This is a genomic window from Komagataeibacter swingsii, assembly GCF_003207895.1.
GTDB classification, from domain to species: domain Bacteria; phylum Pseudomonadota; class Alphaproteobacteria; order Acetobacterales; family Acetobacteraceae; genus Komagataeibacter; species Komagataeibacter swingsii.
Genome location: NZ_NKUB01000011.1, coordinates 68788 through 86810 on the forward strand (window position 1 = coordinate 68788; position 18023 = coordinate 86810).

The following is an 18023-nucleotide window of genomic DNA, read 5'->3' on the forward strand; positions in this document are numbered from 1 at the left end:
CCAACCCTGTCCGGATGGCATACATCCCGGCCCGGGCCGATGCCCCGGACGGCGCTATCCGGCGGCGGATGGCGCGTAGTGCAATTTATGATACCGTAACGATTGCGATGCCAATATCGAAAAGGACCGGGCACAGTGTACATGCGCCATTCATTTTACGTGATCGCCTGCCTTGCAACCGCGATGCCGGCCATGGCGGCCCCCGCCAGCCAGCCCCTGCGCGCCGCGGTAAGCGCGTCAACCCGCACCCCGGGCCTGGTGGCGCGTGACACGGCGCGGCACCCGTACGAACTGCTTTCGTTCTATGGTGTCACGCCCCGGTCCACGGTTGTGGAGATATGGCCGGGCAGCGGCTACTGGACGGAAATCCTGGCGCCGCTGCTGCATGACAGGGGCACCTATTATGCCGCGATGGGCGTGCCGGGCGGCACGGAGGTCGAGCGTGAATACGCAACCTGGCCCGCGGCGACGCAAGCCCGGATCGATGCGCGTCCGGACCTTTATGGCCGCATTCATTATACGCAGTTCGGGCACGCGCACCCTGATCTGGCGCCCGCGGGCACCGCCGACGTGGTCCTGACCTTCCGCAACCTCCATAACTGGATGGCGGACAAGGACGCGCCCGAACTGCTGGCGGCTGTTCACAAGGCGCTCAAGGCCGGCGGCATCTTCGGTGTCGAGGACCATCGCGCCCGCCCGACCCGGCCGCAGGACCCAACTGCCGCAAGCGGCTATGTCCGGCAGGATTACGCGATCGCGCTGATTGAACGGGCCGGATTCAGGCTGATCGGCACTTCGGAAGTCGCGGCCAATCCCAGGGATACGACGGACTGGCCAAAAGGCGTGTGGACACTACCGCCTTCCTATGCGCTGGGCGCCGTCGATCATGCGAAGTATCAGGCCATTGGCGAGGGCGACAACTTTGAACTGAAGTTCCGCAAGGTCGATTAGGACGCAGCCTTGCCCCCCGTCACCGGATCATGGAGCGTGCAGGATGGGTGAAACCGCAGGCCGGCGGGACATGTGCCTGTCGCGTTTACACATCATGGATGTGGGGCGGCCATGATGAGTAAACGCGAAGAGGGCTGCCTGCCATTGCGGGCCGCGATTACGGGAAAGCCCTGACTGGCCTGCAGGCGGCAGGCAGCTTTGAACTGCCGACCAAGGATTTATGATTTTCCTGTTTTCTGATTCGGATCATCATGCCTTCCAATGAACGGAACAGCCGGCGACGGTTGGATGCGTTCATTTGCGCTCCAACTGTCAATCATAGCCTGTACGCGGCCACGCAGTTCCTCCCGATTGGCGATCAGCCGGGCTGCCTCGGCGTGTCGGGCATCATCGTTCCGGGCCAGCATTTCCGTCTCGTAGCCAAGCTGCCGCGACATCTCTACGTCAGGCATGGATGACAGGGGCGCATAGGCCACTGGTAGGCTGACCGTCTGCCCGCGCACCCGGCTTGCATCGGCCTGTGCGCCAAAGATGGGCGTTGCAGATATGGGCCAGACGCGCGCGTCAACGCTGAAAACGTCTGTCCCCTGATTTATATCGATTTTTTTGCATCACGTGATCGTGGGTAAACTACAAGGTCGTCTGTGATCTGGTCCCAATCGAGAATTTCGCCTGCCCAGACGTGGAAAGTTGGAGGGGCCGCGTTCGGGTTGTCCAGGCTCACTGTCATGACGTCGAGTTCGGCGGGACAGTCATCCCGGCGATATGTCAGGGGCGACCCGCACCGACCGCAGAAACTACGGGTGACGCCAACGGAGGACGTATAATCAATCGGTTCACCATGGGTATAGCGAAAGTCGGCGGATCGGACGCCAATGAAGGGAAGGCAAGGTGCCGATGCCGTGCGCCGGCAGGTCTTGCAATGACAAATACCACTACTGAGCGGATCCCCGTTAATGATGTAACGGATTATGCCGCACAGACACCCACCCTCCATTTACCCCTCCTGGCGAAATAGTTCCATGATCTTATTTTATAATGTTTTCAAAACAAATATTAATTAAATAAAGGCATATAAAATTTTATAAATTGTCTTTTATATATTCGTCTCGTGTGAGAATGAAAATTTGATCGTTTGTCGTTTCAGTGTGCGGCTCATTTTCTGGACGCATTTCGATCTACGTCGCAACATTGATAGATCCTTCATTTTCTATACGAATGTCGGCGATAATTTTATCCGGATCAGAAACTAAAAATGCGTATCGGAGAACTGCTGTTGCGGCTTCCGTCGCGTAACCTTTGCCCCATGCCTTTCTGACCAAGCGCTAACCAATTTCAATGTCTGGGCCGACACCGTCATGAGGGGCTAGCAGAATCCAGCTGAGAAACACATCGGGTTGTCCATGTTCAAATATTGACCAGTATCCGAGGCCGTTTCCGTAGTTTTTTCGATTTGTTTTCGTAAGAATCTTGCGTTATGAAAGCCGCGTCACGTGGGATGACCCGCAGGGTCCCTGGGGCGAACTGATGCCGCAATGAACTGTGGCGCACTGCAAACCATGCAGAATTTGGGGCGCCAAGTCATTGAAAACTGGCGCGCCCTGCTGGATTCGAACCAGCGACCCACAGCTTGGAAGGCACCGGTATTTCCTTTAAAAACAAAGGAATATTTTGCATGTGTGCTGCCTGCATGCGTCTCGATCCGTTTGTGCGGGTCGAGGCGTTTGCATTTATCAATAAAAAGAGGACTCTGGCCAAACGTGGAAAGGGAAGGACGCTGTCCATGCACGAAGCCAAGAAGGTTTTCTCGCTGCTTCTCCGCTACACCCATGCCTGCGAAATCGAACAATGGGGCTGGGAGATCGGAGAACATACATACGGCGCATCCGGATCTCCAATTGTTATAGAAGCCGAACATGCAACCCTTAAAATCGGGAAATACTGTTCGATTGCGCGTGAGGTGCTCATGATTCTCGGCAACCACCGTCCCGACACGGTTACCACTTACCCTTTTAAAGCCCTGTCCAGTTTCTGGCCCGAGGCGACTGATGCGACAGACGACCACTCCACGAAGGGAGATATCGTCATCGGAAGCGACGTATGGATCGGCGCTCGGGCCAACGTCATGTCCGGCGTGACCATTGGATCCGGCGCAATCATTGCCACCGGAGCCGTCGTGACAAAGGATGTGCCACCTTATGCCATCGTCGGTGGCAATCCCGCACGAATTCTCAAATACCGCTTCCCTGAGAAGACGATTGAGCGCCTGCTGGCAATAGCGTGGTGGGAGTGGCCTGATGAAATCGTAAGGGAACGCCTGCCGCTGTTAATGAATGATGATATCGAGGGCTTCCTTCAGGCGTTTGAAGTAGAGGCATCCTAATCATTCCTTCCCGGGCTATCGCCGGCCTCCAACGAAGGGCGCACCTGGCGTATGACTGCTGCACTGACCAGGCGGCCAGGAAGCAATCATTGCCTGCACCCGTTCCCTCAGTTGTTCACGATCAGCTTATCAGTCGGGCAGCTTCCGCGTGCCGCCCCCCGTCATCTGGCGCCCACACGCCCGGACATCAGGATTTCTGGACGCAGATGTGCAGCGGGTAGGAATAGGCTTCCATCCGCCACCAGAAATTGCGGTCACGATTGAAGATCGGGATGATGTAGATCGGACGGCCGAGGGTGTTGACCCATTCTACCGCTTCACCGGGAGCAAGAGCGCGCTGGAACACGCCTGGGGCATGCTGCACCTCGCAAATACGCCTCATTCGCCGCGACCAGCGCAGCCCAGTCATCGCCAGCCGGATACAGACTGCCAGGTGCATGCAGTTGCCCCCACGCCAGCCCGTGCGCTTCCATGATCCGCGACCGGACCCAGCGCCACGTCGCCTTTTGCAGGCTGCCCCATGTCAGCAGGGTGACCAGATCAGTGTCATTGGTGCCCGCATAATCCCATAGCAGCAGGCAGTGGCCGTTTTGCGGGTTCGGCGTAGGGTCGCCATGGTCGGCCGGGCTGTCTGTGTCCCACACAGGCGCCAGGTTGCCGTCCTGGTCTTCCCACATGTCCGCGTTGGCAAGCTGCACGCCCAGATAGGCGGCAGACAAGCCTGCGGTGATGTTGCGGATGCCGTTCAGGTCGCCCGGATCGGCGCTGCCCCAGATCGGGAACAGGGTCTGGTCTGCCAGCGCATAGCCGTCGCGCAGGGCGGTCGTCAGTACGTCCACCTCCACGCCGCCGTTGTCCGTGTCGGGATTGCCGGGCACGTAGCCGGTGGAGCGGGAATAGAACTGCACTGCGGCAGGCGTGGTTACGGCAATTTGGAAGCCTGCCAGCGCCGCCGTGGCGCGCAGATGATTGCCGATGCCCGCGCTGGTGCAGTCCCCCAGCATGTCGTTGCCCAGCATAAGCGGTGCGGGATTGAGACCGCTGCGGTCGAGTCGGGCAGGGGCCTGCCGCGCACAGAAGCCACGCATGGCAGATAGATGGGGCTGATTGGGACGGCGTTCGGCCGGGCGGCAGCCCAGCTTGCGGATTTGCGAAATTTTGCGATTTGTCATGCTGTTTCCAATAAAAAAGGCGGCTCCGGAGAGCCGCCCTGTGGTTACGCAATACGATTGATTGTTCTGATCAGAAATGCGCTGTTAGCGTATTATTTCCCTTGCGACTGATACGCTTCCAGCGTATAAAATGCCTATGACGGCAACACATCACGCCTTTGACTGGCACGATGAAAAAAGCGCAGCGTGCCTCGCCATCCGTGGTTTTGATTTCATATACGCCGCCCGCATTTTTCTTGGAGAAGTGATCGAACGCGAAGATACCCGCAAGGATTACGGTGAGACACGGATTCAGGCAGTCGGGATGATCGAAGGCTGCCGTTACATGGTCGTCTACACGCGGCGCGGTGATGTTACGTGGATCATCTCCGCGCGCCGCATGCACGGCAAGGAGTGGAAGAAATGGCAAGGATGACATTGAGCCAGATCGCCCGGCACGGTGGAACCATCGACCGGGACAAGGTGAATGCCACCACAGAGGACGATATCGACCGTCAGGCGCGCGAGGACGGCACGGATGACACAAGCCATCTGTCCGCCCCATACCCGACACCCGCAACCGTGCGGAAAACCTTGCGCATGACCCAGAAACAGATTGCGGAGATGACCGGCATACCTGTGGCAACGTGGCGCAACTGGGAGCAGGGGCGTGTAGGGTTGGATCCGGCCGTGCAGGCGCTGCTGCGTATTCTGGGGCGGGAACCGGATGCGGCGCGTCGGGCGCTGAATGTGGCGGCAGAATAGCGCGGACGCCATATCCTTCCCGATCATCCGATGGTTCTGGCAGAGAACTCGTATATGGCGGGCAGTCTAACGCCAGACGGAAGCCACGATCGAGGTCGTGGCTGTCAACAAGCGACGGGAGATTTACCGATGAGCCCGATTACACCAGTGTCCGAGATGGCGACCACGGTCATTGTCAACCGTGCGGACTGGGAGGCTATTCTGGACCGCCTGGATGACAGGCACGATCGGGAAGCGATTGCCCAGTCTGAATCCATCCTGCCGGATTATCGTGTGGCCTACATGGCCGATGAGACGCGCCGCATGGTTTTGGATGAGGTTTCACCCATCACCATGTGACGTGAGCACCGGAAACTGAGCCAAGGGGATGTGGCCGCCGGGGAAGGAAACAGTAAAAGCTATCTGTCTGAGATCGAAAGTGATAAGAAGACCGGCGGTACAGTTGCACTTCAGCGGCTGGAGCGTGTGCTACGTGTGTGCATTGAGGGTTTACTATTGCAATGTAAGGGACTTGAAAACGTAAATTATCTAGAGTTTCTTAAACATTTCTTCTCATCTCTACTCATGTTGTTGCCATATCTGATCAAAAAAACCAACAGAGGGATAGTATAGAAGTATTATACTGGATCGTAATAACTTTAACACTATAAAAATTAATGAGGCTTGTATATGTCAATTGACAATTTATCAGATAATAATGAAATATCTTATCTTATATATAAAAATAAATTAGAAAAAGATTACAATTCAAAAGAAAAAGAAAAAGAAAAAGAAAATTCAGAAAAAATGGAAGAAAAATTAAAAAATGTGATATCCGTTGTGAAAGGAATAAATATTGAAAATTGGAACTTGTTGTGCAGATTTAATTATTGCCGGTGCGCGGCAAGGGTAATTAAATTAGCAAACAAAGTAAGGGAGTCTAGGAATTTAGATTTGGCAGATTATTTGCTTGCTTCTGCTGAATATTTATCTAAGGGCGGATGTGGGATATATACTGCAATAAAGATAGTAAAATCACTAGAGGTTGATCATAGGATTGATGAATCTGCATACCTAAGAAAGGCAGATAGTAAATTCAATTTATCAATAATTGCATGTGTATTTCTTATTCTTTCTGTTCCGTTCTGTTTGTTATTGACAAGAAATGCTATGATTAATCAGCCTGAAGTATATTCTTTACTTCCATCTCCGGCATCTATATTTTATGTAACGGCAGGAGCGCTTGCTGGCCTTTTTGGCTCTATAGTAGGCTGGGCCGGACGATCCCCGCAGGCTTATGATATGTCTTCTGGAAAAAGAAGGATAGATATTCAGTGGGCTTTGCTTTCTGCAATAAGTTATCCATTCATTCCATCTATAATTGGGGCGGTAACAGCTATCGCAATTGTAACGGGGGTTTTTCCTTTGAAAAGCGATGAAAATATATTTGGTTATATAACGATTATTTGTTTTGCTATAGGGTTTAGTGACTCTTTCCGAACGTCAATAATGAAAAAATTGTCGAATTCAAAATAAAAACAATTACTAATTAATTGAAATGGCGATCCCGTAATTGCGATGCCACATAAAGCACATGTAGCTTGAGCGGGATCGTGACCAGCAACCCGATGAGGACGACAACGCCGCCCGCACCGGAGATGACGCCCTCCATGAAGGGCGTCATCGTGAATTGCTCGTCAGATAGGCCAGCAGGATAAAGCCCCCAAGCACGCCACCGATGGTGCTGGCAGCCCAGAGAGCGAAGATGCCGGTACGCGTCATGCCGTCACTCCCAGAACCTGGAGCGCCTGCTGCACCTGCGCTTGAGAGGGTGCGGCGGCAGAACCGGACAGCCGTGCCCCGACGTTCCGGCGTGCGGCCACGCTGTCCAGCAGGGCCTTGAAGGCCGATATGATTGTGTTCAGCGCGTTCAGGGCCGTGTTGGCGTTGGTCAGGTCCGTGCTGGGGACTTTGGTCGAGACCCCGGTGATGGCAGCGCTCAGGTCGCTTTCCACCTTGGTCAGCGCGGACAGGATGCTGTCCACCCAGCTTTTCCAGTTCGTGTCGTCATAGGTGATGGTCAGCGTGGATCCGGCGGCATCGGAGAAGGTGGTCAGGGCGGTGGACAGGGCCGTGTCGGCCAGGCCGATGATGCCCACGGCAGGGGTGCCGATCGCACTGGCGACGGCCGCAATGCTCAGGACAGTGGTGACGGCGTTCAGGCCGGCCTGCCCGTAATCCTTGATCTCGGCCACGTTGATCGTGATGGTGGTGACATTGCCGGTGGTGGTGCTCTTGCACCCGGGCAGCATTGCGGCAGCGGCGATGCCGGCCGCTGACAGCAGCCCCATGCCAAGGAAACGGCGGCGGCCGCCATCGACGGCGACGAAGTTGACACGCTGGGTCATGGACCAGTTTTCCAGTCTTGATGTGAAAATAGTCCACCCGCGCCACAACGCCGCAGAAATCCGGCGTTTTTCGTGTGATGCAGGTGGACCAGTTTACAGGTGGCAGGATGCGGGACGCCCGGCGGACGGTTTACAGACCGGCCGGATCAGGTTGACAGATCAGCGGATCGGCTGACCCGGCACGACCGGGTGCGGGGCCTCGACCTTGGCCGGGGCAACCGTGGCGGCCACTGTTGCCGGCTTCGCCTCGATCGCGGTTTTCAGGTCCGTGACGCCGCCCACGATCTTCGTGATGGCGGCATCGACACCCGCGAGATCGAGGTTCGGGGCGGCACGTTCGACAATCACGGGGATCAGCAGCTGCAGCACGGTGCCGGCCAGCTGGATGTCAGCCTGTGTCGCGGCCGTGTCCTTCTTGCCCAGCGCGGTTTCGAGCAGGCCTTCCAGCGCGGGAATGGCGGTGCTGGTATCGTCAGCCATATCTGGCGTCTCCATAAAAAAAACCGCCTCGCGGGCGGTTACCTTGGGTTGTATTTTGTTGCACAAATGCGCGTTCTGGTTGCGTATCCTGCGCGTGCAGTCCCGGCCTTTATCGGCCGTCCAACCACAAGGCCGGGGCTGTAGCAGTCAGGCTGGCGGGGCAGCGCACACTGGTGGCTTGCCCGGCCGGGTGGAACCGGGCGGCACGTCAAGGCGCTGCTCGACCTCCCTGCGCGGAACCGTGGCGGGGACCATCGCGGCCTTTTTGCCCGGCTGGTAGGCGGGCAGGTTCCAGCCGCGCGCCTGGGCAATGGCGGTGACGATGGTCCACACCAGCACCCATTTCGACGTGGGGTCCGGCGGCCGCCAGAACCGCGCGATCAGGGCGCAGGTCGAGATCAGGAATGACACGATGACCACGATGTCGGCGGCATACTGCGCGGGGAGCATCGACAGGACATCCTGCAGGATCGATGTGGGGTCCATGTCAGGCCTCGCTGGCTGGCTGCGGCACGGCAGGCGTGGCCTGTAGCACCTGGTCGATCTGGTCCAGGCCGAGGTGTCCCGGCCCGTTCTCCATCAGCGTGATCCCGTAGATCATCTGCCGCATGGTTGCCGGGTCATGCAGGTCCAGCACGGTCCCGGGCCGTACGCCCATCCGGCTGCACAGGACCGCGATATAGGCGCCGGTCGCGTTCTCGATGGGCGGGGCATAGACGTCGATGATCGCGGCGACCGTGTCCATCCCGTGCGCGACGTAGCGCAGCAGCTGGTCGCGCAGCGCGCGGATGCCATCCGCCATGGTGGGGAAAGCGGCAAAGCGTGGGTTGGGCACGCCCGTTTCCAGATGCGCCCCGGGCTGGTCCGCATAGTCCAGGTTGCCGGGGTTGTTGTTGCGGATGCCGCGCGGGAGCCTTTCGCTCATGTCGTCATGTTCCTTGTTCGGGGCATTTGCCCGCGGTCATGGATGGCCACCGTGCAGGAGATGCGTGACCCAGTCGCAGAAGGGCGGATAGGCGAACAGGGCGGCCGCCACGGCGCCGATGACGGTGATCAGGCCGACGGTCGCGGCCCCGATCATCTTGACCGCTTTCATGCCGCCGATCAGCTGGCCCATGCATTCGCGCATCTCGGTCGACAGGGTACGGACCTCGACCCGCAGGGCGCGCAGATCCGTCTCGGTTGCTTCGACCTTGGTCTCGACACGGACAAGCCGGTCACGCAGCTGGGGGTCTTCACCGAACCCCAGCAGTCTCCACAGAATGAACATCAGAATTCCAGGCATAAAAAAACCGCCTCACAGGGCGGTCGGGCAGGCGCGGATTGTGGGGATGGTCAGGCCGTGGCGGCGGCCACCGTCACGCTCAGGCTGGCCGGGTTCGTCAGTCCGCCACTGTTCGTGGCGCTGATGGTGACCGGACCCGCCGCCTTTGGCGTGTAGGTCACGCTCTGGGCCGTGTCCTTGCCCGCGCCGAACGTCACCGTGTCAGCCGAGAATGTCCCGCCCGCGCCGCCATCGGAAAGCGTGACCGTTACATCCGCGCCGGGGCCGCTGTTATTGGGTGTCAGGGCCAGCGTAACGGCGCTTCCGGCCATGGCTGTGGCTGGGCCTGACAGCGCATAGGCGCTGGAAACGGCCAGGGTCGCGTAAGTATTGCCCGGCGTGTAGGCGTTCGCCGCATCCGCCACGAAGGCATAGCCCGCGCCAGCGGGGAAGGAAGGCGCGCCCAGCCATGTGAACGCCTGCACGACGTAGCCATCGGTCGTGCGGTACTGGACATAACGGGTCAGGGTATTGGTAGTGGATGTCATTGTTTCCTCGCGTGTTAGCTAGCAACAAAAATGGCGGTTCCACCAATTAAAACTTCCGTAGTGGACGCCGAGAACGTGACAGACAGAGTGATGGTTGCTGTAACTCCTGCTGTAACACTGAATAGGCTGCTTCCTGCAAGTAGATTTGATCCGGCATTATTACCGGCGCCTCCTATATTAGTTGCTCCAGTTGCGCTTAGCTCCCAGTCAGTCATTTTAGCCGATCCGGCTGTGCCTGCGTTGTAGTCAATCTTGAGCGTGCCTGACTTTGACGGCGTAAATGTTAGCGTAGCAGACCCAGAACTTGCATCTGAGAACTGCGCACTAAAGGGCATCAGTGAGACATCACCGGCTTCTGCAAGCTCATATAGAGTGGTGGCCGTAAACACCTGCGGCCTCCCGGTATTACCGGAAACCGTCAGGCCATTGACCTGCACATCCGATTCAGACAACGCCCAAATGCCGGACACATAATTCGGCAACTGGCTCTGAACAGCAGAAACGGCAGCCACGCGGTCGGATGTTTCGGTTGTTACGTCCGAATACTCGGCCAATGTGTAATCCGTGGTGGCCGTAAACACCTGGGGCCTCCCGGTATTACCGGAAACCGTCAGGCCATTGACCTGCTGGTCCGCTCCCGACAGGTACCATATGCCGGACACATAATTCGGCAACTGGCCCTGAACAGCGGAAACAGCGGCCACACGGTCGGATGTTTCGGTTGTTACGTCCGAATACTCGGCCAATGTGTAATCCGTGGTAGCCGTAAACACCTGCGGCCTCCCGGTATTACCGGAAACCGTCAGGCCATTGACCTGCTGGTCCCCTCCCGACAGGTACCATATGCCGGACACATAATTCGGCAACTGGCCCTGAACAGCAGAAACAGCAGCCACACGGTCGGATGTTTCGGTTGTTACGTCGGAGTATGTGGCAATAGGTGCCCACTGGATGGCGGCTCCTGTTGCCCCGTAGCCAAGCATTGGCCTACCACTGACGGACCAATACAGCGAATACACGGACACATCGCCGTTGGAAGCAACCGCTCCGTAGTTCCCCGACACTAGAGGACCCAAATCCGTGCTTCCTACGCGGTAACGCAGGATGCCAGAGATGTCGGATGCGTTGCCGATACAGACCTTGTCGGCAGTCTGATCTGCTCCGCCGCCCTGCTGGACCGGAGTAAAAATGGCGCCGCCATATGGGGAGGCTATCATCTTCTGGATTGCTGCGGAGAGCTGGCCCCAGTTGCTCCGGTCCAGTGTCAGGCCGGCATCGATGATGACCTGCACCACCTCGGCCATCAGCATGTTGTAATGGCTGGCCGGGAAATCTGTGGCTGGGATGGTGGATGCCGGATCACCATCAGTTGCCCAGCCCGGTGTGCCGGTGGCGGGCATCGTGTCGCGCGAGGCCTAGACAACGGTGCCCGCGCCGATGATCAGTTCCATCAGTTATCCTTAGCTGTAATTGAAAATGAGGATGGTGTGCGCGGGCTTGCGGGCGGTCAGTTCGCATTCCAGCACAGCATTGCTCCAAGTCGCCCACGGGTTGCCGAAGGACTGGCCGAACTGCAGGCGGTTGATGGTCAGCTGACGGAAAAGGCGAGGATGTCGGTGTCGCCCGCGCCGTTGACGGAAATCACGTCAATGTTCATGCGACTGGCGACAGCCTGGGCAATGGCCAGCGCGTTGGTACTGTTCATCTGGAACGTGCTGAACTCGGCGGCGCACTCCACCAGATCGACGGATTTCGAGGCGATCTGCACCTCGATCATGTGGTCTTCCGGCCCGAGGTCATCCACTACGGTAATGACGTAGCCGGTGAACACCAGATCAGCCCCGATATAGACCTGACAGGTATCGCCCGGGTTGAGCGTGCTGGCCCCGGTGGCGGACGCGCGGGCAGCGGTCATGCCCAGCGTTGCCGTCCATGGCATGATCTCGATCCCCAGCCGCAGCACGGCCGACGTCCAGTTGGTGATCTGGCGTGACGCACCACCAGCCGTGACCACGATCGAGACCTGATCCGACGGGGCGTTATTCCACCCCAGAAAGTCGGACAGGGCGGTCAGTGCACCACTCATGATGACAGGGCCTCGAACGCGGTTGGCATGAAAGCGGGGTGGATGGGATCGGCGCGCCGGATCAGGTCGGGCGCGCGGGACCCATCGGCATAAAGCTGCTGGGCCAGCACCAGCGCGGGCAGGGCAGCGTTGCGGGTGACGGTGATCATGTCCGGCAGCCGCGCGCCCCGGTCGGCCAGATCCTGCAGAACCTGTGCCCGCAGGGAGCGCAGGGCCTGAAAGCTGGCGTCATTGCCACTGTCGGCTGCCGTGATGGCTTCGTCATCGAGCAGCGTGCCGATCTTGAGGCGCATGGCCTGCGCGTCCTCGGCCGAGGAGGGCTGCCAGTCGCCACAGGCGCGGGCCAGCGACAGCAGGGCGGCCTGCCGGCACAGTGTTGCGGTGGCGGTCCGCGCCGTTGCAATGGCCCCGCCGATCGGTGCGCTGGAGGCCAGCACCGTGGCATCGCATGACACCAGCGAGGTCAGGACCGCGATCTGCCCTGCCGGATCCGCGATGGCGGAGCGGACCGATTCCGGCACGGCAAGGATGCCGGTGGCCAGCGTCGTGGCGTCTGCCGCGTCCGCCAGCGCGGCCACATTGGCGCTGACGACCTGTCCGTTCCTGGTCAGGTCCTCCAGCACGCTAGCCTCGGTCGCATCGGGATCGATGGCGGCGCCATTGCCACCCACATAGCGGCCAAGGTTGCCCGGCAGGACGCCAAGGGCGGATGACCAGGCGCTGGGGGAACGGATGGCCGTCACCGCGCCCGCGCCCCAGAGACTGGCGACGTCGCGCCCGGCACTGAGGACGGAGCGCCCGTAGGAATACGGGGCCAGCGTGCTGGCGGTGTAATCGGATGACGCGGATGCGCCGAACGCGATGGCCGCGACCCCGATGGCGGCGTCGAGCGCCAGGGTGATGACCGAGCCGAGGTAATTGACGACCTCGACCAGTTCCATCTCGATATCGACAATGCCCATCACCCCGTCGCGTTCGTACCACTCGAAACGGGTGAGGGCGGCCTGCAGCGCGCCCACGGTGGGGTGGATCAGCGTGCCCGGCCCCTGTGCCTCGGCCGCCATGACCAGCAGGTCACGCTGCGCCAGGCATTCGCTGACCGCCTCGACCAGGGCGATTTCCGCCTGCAGGAAGGCTTCCGGTGTCCCCTTGGCTTCCGCCGCCTTCATGATCCGGCGTTCGCGCACCGTTGGCTCACGCAGCGTCATATCGCTGAATGTGCGGCCGGTGGCCTCGATCGGGTCAGAGAAAATTAAAGAGAAGGACGGGGCGGTGTCCGGCTCTTCATCGGGCCTGCGCCGCGCGTCCTCCTCAAACCCCGTGACGAACACGACAGCACGGTCAAGGATGGTGGAAGGCAGTTCGATGATGGCCCGTTCCGGCACGCCGGAGATGCGCGCGACCAGACCGATCTGGGAATTGTAGACCGATTCCGGTGTCATCTGCCGGCCCATGGCCTGCGCCGCGCATAATATATGGTACACGTTGGGTTCGTGCAGGCTCAGTTCGTCGAACGTCCCGGCCTTTTTTACCTCAAGCGGCGGGTCAAGATCGATGACAAGGACGCGGTCCCCGTCATCTTCCTGTTCTACTTCTTCGCCTGCGGGGATCACGATGGCCATGACTTCTTCGTCGGTGGGCTGTCTGTGGTGGTGGCTCACGAAACGATATCCTCGGTCACGGTGTCACTTTCGACATGCAGTTCGAACGTGCCTTCCTGCGTGTTGACGGTGATGTTTTCGGTCTGCCAGCCGGTGTTGCAGGTGATGACCTTGCCGTTGGCACAGACCAGCACGACGGTCAGGTCGGACGCGCCCTGCAGGCTGCTGACCGGGTAATCCCGGCGGTCACGGCAGGTGGCGCTGATGAAGCCCTGGCCGGGCATCTGAGTGAAACCCTCGACGGCAGACTGGCCCTTGGCGGTCTCATTGACCGGGCCAGAGGCCTGCCACTGGCCTTCGCCCACGACGTTGAAGGGGATGCCGTTGATGGTGAGGGTCGCGGTGCCGCCAAGCGGCCCGCGATAGACGGTTCCGGACATGGCGGCTCCTTACGATTTCACGAACTGGCAGTTGCCGGCGACGACCCACAGCTGGTTGGCGAAGTCATAGGGCATGAGCAGGAAGACCTGCCCGCCGCCCTGATTCTGCGCCTGCAGGTTGGCGGCAAAGGTCTCGGCGTTCTGTACCCAGAGCTGCGTGCACTGCCAGCGGTAGCGCGAGGCGCAGGCCTTGCCGATCAGCTGGGCCGTGGTCGCCTTGGCGCCCGCCGGGATCTTGGTTCCGTCCGCCACCAGGATGCAGCCACCGAACTGGGAGGCCAGATAGATGCGCATGTCGGGCAGGCAGATCATGGCGGTCATCAGCGTCTCGATGTCGAGGTAGCTGTTATCGGGCACGCCCTCGGCGTTTTCCTGATAGGTGGTGACCAGGCGATCGATGTTGACCGTGCCGCTGTCATCCACCGTGAAGGTGGAGATACCGTCCCACAGCAGGCTGTTGCGCTGGGCCAGCGTGAAGCGCCCGGCATCCGTGGGCGGCATGACGGTCAGGGCAACGCCGGTGACAGGAATGGCCGGATTGACGCGGATGCTGGCTGCGACCAACGCGCCAACCTGTGCCGCCCAGACCATGGGGCTGGACGGACTGTCGGACACGGGCATGACCGTGGTGTGCGGATCGTTCTGGGTCAGGCCGAATGTGGTGGCTTCCCCATACGTGCCCCGGTAGGCGGTGATGCCGTGGCCATACAGCTGGTTCATCGGTGCCCAGCGGCCATCGGTGTTGTTGAACAGGTTCTTGAACTCTGTCAGGCTGGCCGTGTCGGTGTAGGGATGGATGAACAGGTCATAGACACGGTCACCTAGCGTCGCCAATGCTGTGGCCAGCGTGGTGGGGTTCTGCGTGCCACCCGCCATCTGGGTCAGCGTGACCGACACGCCCGTGGGCAGGGACTGCCCGCCGGCAGTGCCCAGCAGATCCACGCCCAGCAGGATGTCATTGCCGCACAGCCCCTTGTTCAGGGCCGTGACATTGATCTGCCCCGCCGTGGCGGCATCCACCGCCAGCGAGACCGGCAGGCCGGTGACGGCTGCTGCTGCGGTGATGACGTTCTCCGCAATCACGTCAGCCGTGTCGCCTGCCGTGACCAGCGTGGGGATCAGCTGGTCGCCCACATACAGGCACAGCGTTCCGGACGCGGATGCCGGGCCTGCGATGGCAAAGGAACCCTTGGCGGCAACAGATGCGGCATCATCGGCCAGCGGCAGCACCCAGACCTCGCCCAGCGGGTCGAGGGCAAAATACTGCGCCACCATGATCGCAGCCTGCGACCCGATACCGTACAGGCCCTGCGCATCGCTGATCCCGGCGGACAGGCGCGCGGTGCCAGCAAGGGCCGCGCCGGTCGTGGTCTGTGCGATGATCAGCACGCGGCGGCCGTAGGAGGCGGTATTCGCCCGGGAATTGTCCAGGGCAAAATAAAAGCCGGGCACCCGGTTGTTGGTCGGGTAACCCGGCACCGTGATGGAGCCGCTCATGCGTGGGCCTCGGCGGGTTCAGGGATGGCCGTCGCGCCACTCTGGATGGGCGCAGGCGAAGGGGCAGGGATTGCCGGCGCTGCCGACGCTGCAGGCGGCGTGGCCTTCACCACGTCGCCATTGTGCAGGCACAGCAGCCAGAAGCCCGTATCGGGCACGGTTTCACCTGCGGACTTGAGCAGCCGCATGGTACCGGGCCACCGCACATTGCGGCCCGGGGCGGGTTTTACAAACATTGGGGACCTCAGTCTTGGGTGAGGGGGACCTGCATGCCAGCGAAGTCGTCGTTTCCGTTCGCGGTCATGGTGCCGGTGATTTCGGTGAGCGGGGTGCCTGGGGGCGGATAGGTCTCGATGTATTCGAGGCCGAAATGCATGCTGACTTCGCCGGTATGTTCGGCGGTCTTGCTGTTGATCTCGACTTCTGTGTCGATTTCCGTGACCTGCGTGACCATGGCCTGCAGGCCGACATCGAGCATGATGGCCAGTTCGATCTGTTCCGCGAAGGCCTCGACTTCCGCTTCAGCATTCTCGGGCGAGGTGTGGCAGAGCCGGGCATGCACGTACAGGTGCGACACGCGCGTGAACTGTGGCTGGGCGCGCCCGGCGCTGACCCCGTTGTCACGCGGGCAGGATATGATGATGGCGGGCAGCATGTCCTGTGTCATAGGCAGGCTGCGGTCGATAAAGACGTTTTTCACGCCATCGACATTGGCCAGCGCCGCAGCGGCGGCCTGTTTCAGTTCCACGCGGTAGAGGGTCATGCGCTGCTGTTCACCAGGTTGAGGTCGAGCCGTGCGCCACCGTGACTGTCCGGCTGGACCTCACGGATGGCGTATGTCCGACCATCGATGACAAAGGTGTCGCCCTGCACGGGCGGCACGGGGAAGTCCGACAGCCGCACCCCGAGCCGGGGCAGGCTGGTCGTTATGTCCGTAGGCGCCATGCCCGGGATGGTGCCCATGGGGTCGAGGGCCTCGTAACCGTCATCGAATATGGCGGTAATGGTTACGGGATCGGCCAGCGTCTGGGACTTCCATGCATAGGGCGCACCGAACGTGTCGAGACACGGCCCCAGGACAAGCTGGCCGAAGTCTATGCTCACGCGGGCGGCTTCTCTTTCGCCAGTGCCGGAGCCGGTGGCATGGATGCGGCGACCTTGTCCGGATCAACGGGCTGTGTTCCGTCTGTTGCAACCGGTGCAATGGTGCGGACCCGCTCGGCGTCGGACGAGCTGGCAGCCACTGCGATACCGCGCGCGATGAACATCGCGGCCTCATAGGAAGGGAGCGTTATTTCTGCCCCTACCGGGTGGGGACGACGCCCGGGCTGGGTATAAACAGGGCGACGCAGGATGACCTGCGCCGTATCTTTTTCAGGCATGTTTTATCCCTCAGATACCCGGTGCCGGAACGTCAGCCCCGGCGGCCATTACAGTGGCGCACAAGGATGCATTCGGGCGCGACGGGATGACCAGTGGCGCGGACTGCATGAGCAGGTTGACCTGTGCCGGGTTTTTCTCGATCCACATCTTGGGAGCGTAAGGCATGGGCATGTAGGCGAAGTCGGGATCAACGATCAGACCAAACACCTGCGTGCCCTGCAGTTGCGGCGTGGTCATGATAACGGTCCCGTCGGGGATCATTGGTTCCTCGATGTCCGTGTCGGGATCGACAAACCAGTCATTGAACAGCCAGCAGCGATACTGCCCCCAGTGCCCCTTGAACACGGCACCGGTCTCGATCTGGCTTCCAAGGTTCAGGTCAGCGCCGCCTGCGCGCGGATCCCACAGCACCGAATTGAGCACCCCGACATCTGCCTTGAATGCATTCCACGGGCTGGTCGTGAAAATGAGGTCACGCGGCGTCGCCCCGCTTTTCTTGAGCATCATCGCAGCCCAGGCATCGATCGATGCCGACGGCGAGACGCCCGTCTGCCCCCACTGCGCTGCACCGGACAGCGCGAAAGTCAGAGACGGATCGCGCCCGAAATCGATCTCGACAGCGGGATAACCTTCACCCTTTACGATGTAGGAGGAATTGACCAGCGCCTGGCATGCCATCCATTCCATCCGGCGCTTGATCATGTCCAGCTGGTCGGAAATCTCATAAGCGAGATTGAATTCCAGCCGATCGGCGGGGGACATGCCGCCCATGAGGCGTTCGCCATACTGACGACGCACCGGCTTGAGCAGATCGGGGTTACGCAGATCCTTGATGTAGGGTGGCGTGAACATGTTGGTGGTGAACCGGCGGGATTCCACCGGCTTGGCTTCGGACGTGGGAGCCGTAAAGGGTGCAAGACGCCGGACACCGATATCCACATCAAGCGCCACCTTTTCGGTTTCGCTGACCTCGATATCGGGGAAGAAATTATCCAGCACGAAAGTGTCGGCAAGCATAAGGTTGTCAACCGTGCCGATCAGCTGCGCCGTGTCATCCCGGCATGGATCAAAACCGCGACAGGGCAGG

General features: G+C 60.0%; 27 protein-coding genes and 1 pseudogene. 6 read left to right on the plus strand and 22 right to left on the minus strand.

Going from position 1 to position 18023, the window contains the following annotated elements; all coding sequences use genetic code 11:
• The first annotated feature begins 141 nt into the window (after nucleotides 1-141).
• The gene (locus CFR76_RS10000) at nucleotides 142-951 is read left to right on the plus strand and encodes a class I SAM-dependent methyltransferase (RefSeq protein ID WP_208623971.1); all 810 of its coding nucleotides are present in this window, start codon (nucleotides 142-144) and stop codon (nucleotides 949-951) included.
• Between the two features lie 218 nt (nucleotides 952-1169).
• On the opposite strand, the pseudogene CFR76_RS10005 reads toward CFR76_RS10000, so the two are convergent.
• The 3 genes and pseudogenes from CFR76_RS10005 to CFR76_RS18805 all read right to left on the minus strand — a co-directional run.
• A pseudogene (locus tag CFR76_RS10005) lies at nucleotides 1170-1526 on the minus strand (hypothetical protein); the annotation flags it as partial.
• Nucleotides 1527-1543: 17 nt separating this feature from the next.
• Nucleotides 1544-1948, minus strand: a complete 405-nt coding sequence (locus tag CFR76_RS18800) for a GFA family protein (RefSeq protein ID WP_110557005.1) — start codon at nucleotides 1946-1948, stop codon at nucleotides 1544-1546.
• A 181-nt stretch (nucleotides 1949-2129) separates the two neighbouring features.
• On the minus strand, nucleotides 2130-2273 hold the full coding sequence (locus CFR76_RS18805) for a GNAT family N-acetyltransferase (protein WP_110557006.1): 144 nt from the start codon (nucleotides 2271-2273) through the stop codon (nucleotides 2130-2132).
• Between the two features lie 461 nt (nucleotides 2274-2734).
• On the opposite strand from CFR76_RS18805, the gene CFR76_RS10020 reads away from it, so the two are divergent.
• The gene (locus tag CFR76_RS10020; protein WP_110557061.1) at nucleotides 2735-3334 is read left to right on the plus strand and encodes a CatB-related O-acetyltransferase; all 600 of its coding nucleotides are present in this window, start codon (nucleotides 2735-2737) and stop codon (nucleotides 3332-3334) included.
• A 187-nt stretch (nucleotides 3335-3521) separates the two neighbouring features.
• On the opposite strand, the gene CFR76_RS18035 is transcribed toward CFR76_RS10020, so the two are convergent.
• Both CFR76_RS18035 and CFR76_RS10030 read right to left on the minus strand, forming a co-directional pair.
• Nucleotides 3522-3680, minus strand: coding sequence for a major capsid protein (locus CFR76_RS18035; protein WP_167402101.1), 159 nt, complete (start codon nucleotides 3678-3680; stop codon nucleotides 3522-3524).
• A complete protein-coding gene (locus CFR76_RS10030) occupies nucleotides 3652-4506 on the minus strand; it encodes a hypothetical protein (protein ID WP_110557007.1) in 855 nt (284 codons plus the stop codon). Before CFR76_RS10030 ends, CFR76_RS18035 begins: the two co-directional genes overlap by 29 nt.
• A gap of 136 nt (nucleotides 4507-4642) precedes the next feature.
• On the opposite strand from CFR76_RS10030, the gene CFR76_RS10035 reads away from it, so the two are divergent.
• The 4 genes from CFR76_RS10035 (at nucleotide 4643) to CFR76_RS17730 (ending at nucleotide 6765) form a co-directional block, all read left to right on the plus strand.
• The gene (locus CFR76_RS10035) at nucleotides 4643-4921 is read left to right on the plus strand and encodes a BrnT family toxin (protein WP_110557008.1); all 279 of its coding nucleotides are present in this window, start codon (nucleotides 4643-4645) and stop codon (nucleotides 4919-4921) included.
• Nucleotides 4909-5250 carry a helix-turn-helix domain-containing protein gene (locus CFR76_RS10040; RefSeq protein ID WP_208623972.1) on the plus strand — a complete coding sequence of 114 codons (342 nt, stop codon included), beginning with the start codon at nucleotides 4909-4911 and terminating at the stop codon, nucleotides 5248-5250. Before CFR76_RS10035 ends, CFR76_RS10040 begins: the two co-directional genes overlap by 13 nt.
• 129 nt (nucleotides 5251-5379) lie before the next feature.
• Nucleotides 5380-5589: a hypothetical protein gene (locus CFR76_RS10045; RefSeq protein ID WP_146222661.1), complete on the plus strand. Its 210-nt coding sequence runs from the start codon at nucleotides 5380-5382 to the stop codon at nucleotides 5587-5589.
• Between the two features lie 330 nt (nucleotides 5590-5919).
• Complete coding sequence (locus tag CFR76_RS17730) at nucleotides 5920-6765, plus strand: hypothetical protein (protein ID WP_146222662.1); 846 nt, start codon at nucleotides 5920-5922, stop codon at nucleotides 6763-6765.
• A gap of 13 nt (nucleotides 6766-6778) precedes the next feature.
• Here CFR76_RS17730 and CFR76_RS18710 read toward each other — a convergent pair whose 3' ends face one another.
• From CFR76_RS18710 to CFR76_RS10130, 17 genes are all read right to left on the minus strand, one after another.
• Nucleotides 6779-6913 (minus strand): hypothetical protein, encoded by a 135-nt coding sequence (locus CFR76_RS18710; RefSeq protein WP_264986544.1) that lies wholly within the window; start codon nucleotides 6911-6913, stop codon nucleotides 6779-6781.
• Between the two features lie 94 nt (nucleotides 6914-7007).
• Entirely contained in the window at nucleotides 7008-7637 is a 630-nt protein-coding gene (locus CFR76_RS10050) for a hypothetical protein (RefSeq protein ID WP_110557010.1), read from the minus strand.
• Nucleotides 7638-7796: 159 nt separating this feature from the next.
• Nucleotides 7797-8117, minus strand: a complete 321-nt coding sequence (locus CFR76_RS10055; protein ID WP_244191870.1) for a hypothetical protein — start codon at nucleotides 8115-8117, stop codon at nucleotides 7797-7799.
• A 147-nt stretch (nucleotides 8118-8264) separates the two neighbouring features.
• A complete protein-coding gene (locus tag CFR76_RS10060; RefSeq protein WP_110557011.1) occupies nucleotides 8265-8603 on the minus strand; it encodes a hypothetical protein in 339 nt (112 codons plus the stop codon).
• Between the two features lies 1 nt (nucleotide 8604).
• Nucleotides 8605-9042, minus strand: a complete 438-nt coding sequence (locus CFR76_RS10065; RefSeq protein WP_110557012.1) for a structural protein — start codon at nucleotides 9040-9042, stop codon at nucleotides 8605-8607.
• A gap of 36 nt (nucleotides 9043-9078) precedes the next feature.
• Nucleotides 9079-9387 (minus strand): hypothetical protein, encoded by a 309-nt coding sequence (locus tag CFR76_RS10070; protein WP_244191871.1) that lies wholly within the window; start codon nucleotides 9385-9387, stop codon nucleotides 9079-9081.
• A gap of 65 nt (nucleotides 9388-9452) precedes the next feature.
• Entirely contained in the window at nucleotides 9453-9929 is a 477-nt protein-coding gene (locus tag CFR76_RS10075; protein ID WP_110557014.1) for a hypothetical protein, read from the minus strand.
• Nucleotides 9930-9943: 14 nt separating this feature from the next.
• A complete protein-coding gene (locus CFR76_RS18405) occupies nucleotides 9944-11329 on the minus strand; it encodes a hypothetical protein (RefSeq protein WP_244191872.1) in 1386 nt (461 codons plus the stop codon).
• Nucleotides 11330-11517: 188 nt separating this feature from the next.
• Nucleotides 11518-12015, minus strand: a complete 498-nt coding sequence (locus tag CFR76_RS10090) for a phage baseplate assembly protein (RefSeq protein WP_244191873.1) — start codon at nucleotides 12013-12015, stop codon at nucleotides 11518-11520.
• Nucleotides 12012-13676: a phage tail assembly protein gene (locus tag CFR76_RS10095; protein WP_244191874.1), complete on the minus strand. Its 1665-nt coding sequence runs from the start codon at nucleotides 13674-13676 to the stop codon at nucleotides 12012-12014. The genes CFR76_RS10090 and CFR76_RS10095 overlap by 4 nt, the downstream gene beginning before the upstream one ends.
• Entirely contained in the window at nucleotides 13673-14056 is a 384-nt protein-coding gene (locus CFR76_RS10100) for a phage tail tube protein (protein WP_110557015.1), read from the minus strand. The genes CFR76_RS10095 and CFR76_RS10100 overlap by 4 nt, the downstream gene beginning before the upstream one ends.
• 9 nt (nucleotides 14057-14065) lie before the next feature.
• The gene (locus tag CFR76_RS10105; RefSeq protein WP_110557016.1) at nucleotides 14066-15553 is read right to left on the minus strand and encodes a phage tail sheath subtilisin-like domain-containing protein; all 1488 of its coding nucleotides are present in this window, start codon (nucleotides 15551-15553) and stop codon (nucleotides 14066-14068) included.
• Nucleotides 15550-15789: a DUF2635 domain-containing protein gene (locus tag CFR76_RS10110; RefSeq protein ID WP_110557017.1), complete on the minus strand. Its 240-nt coding sequence runs from the start codon at nucleotides 15787-15789 to the stop codon at nucleotides 15550-15552. Before CFR76_RS10110 ends, CFR76_RS10105 begins: the two co-directional genes overlap by 4 nt.
• 8 nt (nucleotides 15790-15797) lie before the next feature.
• Entirely contained in the window at nucleotides 15798-16316 is a 519-nt protein-coding gene (locus CFR76_RS10115; protein WP_110557018.1) for a hypothetical protein, read from the minus strand.
• Complete coding sequence (locus tag CFR76_RS10120) at nucleotides 16313-16657, minus strand: head-tail joining protein (protein ID WP_110557019.1); 345 nt, start codon at nucleotides 16655-16657, stop codon at nucleotides 16313-16315. The genes CFR76_RS10115 and CFR76_RS10120 overlap by 4 nt, the downstream gene beginning before the upstream one ends.
• Nucleotides 16654-16935, minus strand: a complete 282-nt coding sequence (locus CFR76_RS10125; RefSeq protein WP_110557020.1) for a hypothetical protein — start codon at nucleotides 16933-16935, stop codon at nucleotides 16654-16656. Before CFR76_RS10125 ends, CFR76_RS10120 begins: the two co-directional genes overlap by 4 nt.
• 10 nt (nucleotides 16936-16945) lie before the next feature.
• On the minus strand, nucleotides 16946-18022 hold the full coding sequence (locus tag CFR76_RS10130) for a major capsid protein (protein WP_279628926.1): 1077 nt from the start codon (nucleotides 18020-18022) through the stop codon (nucleotides 16946-16948).
• Between the last annotated feature and the right edge of the window lies 1 nt (nucleotide 18023).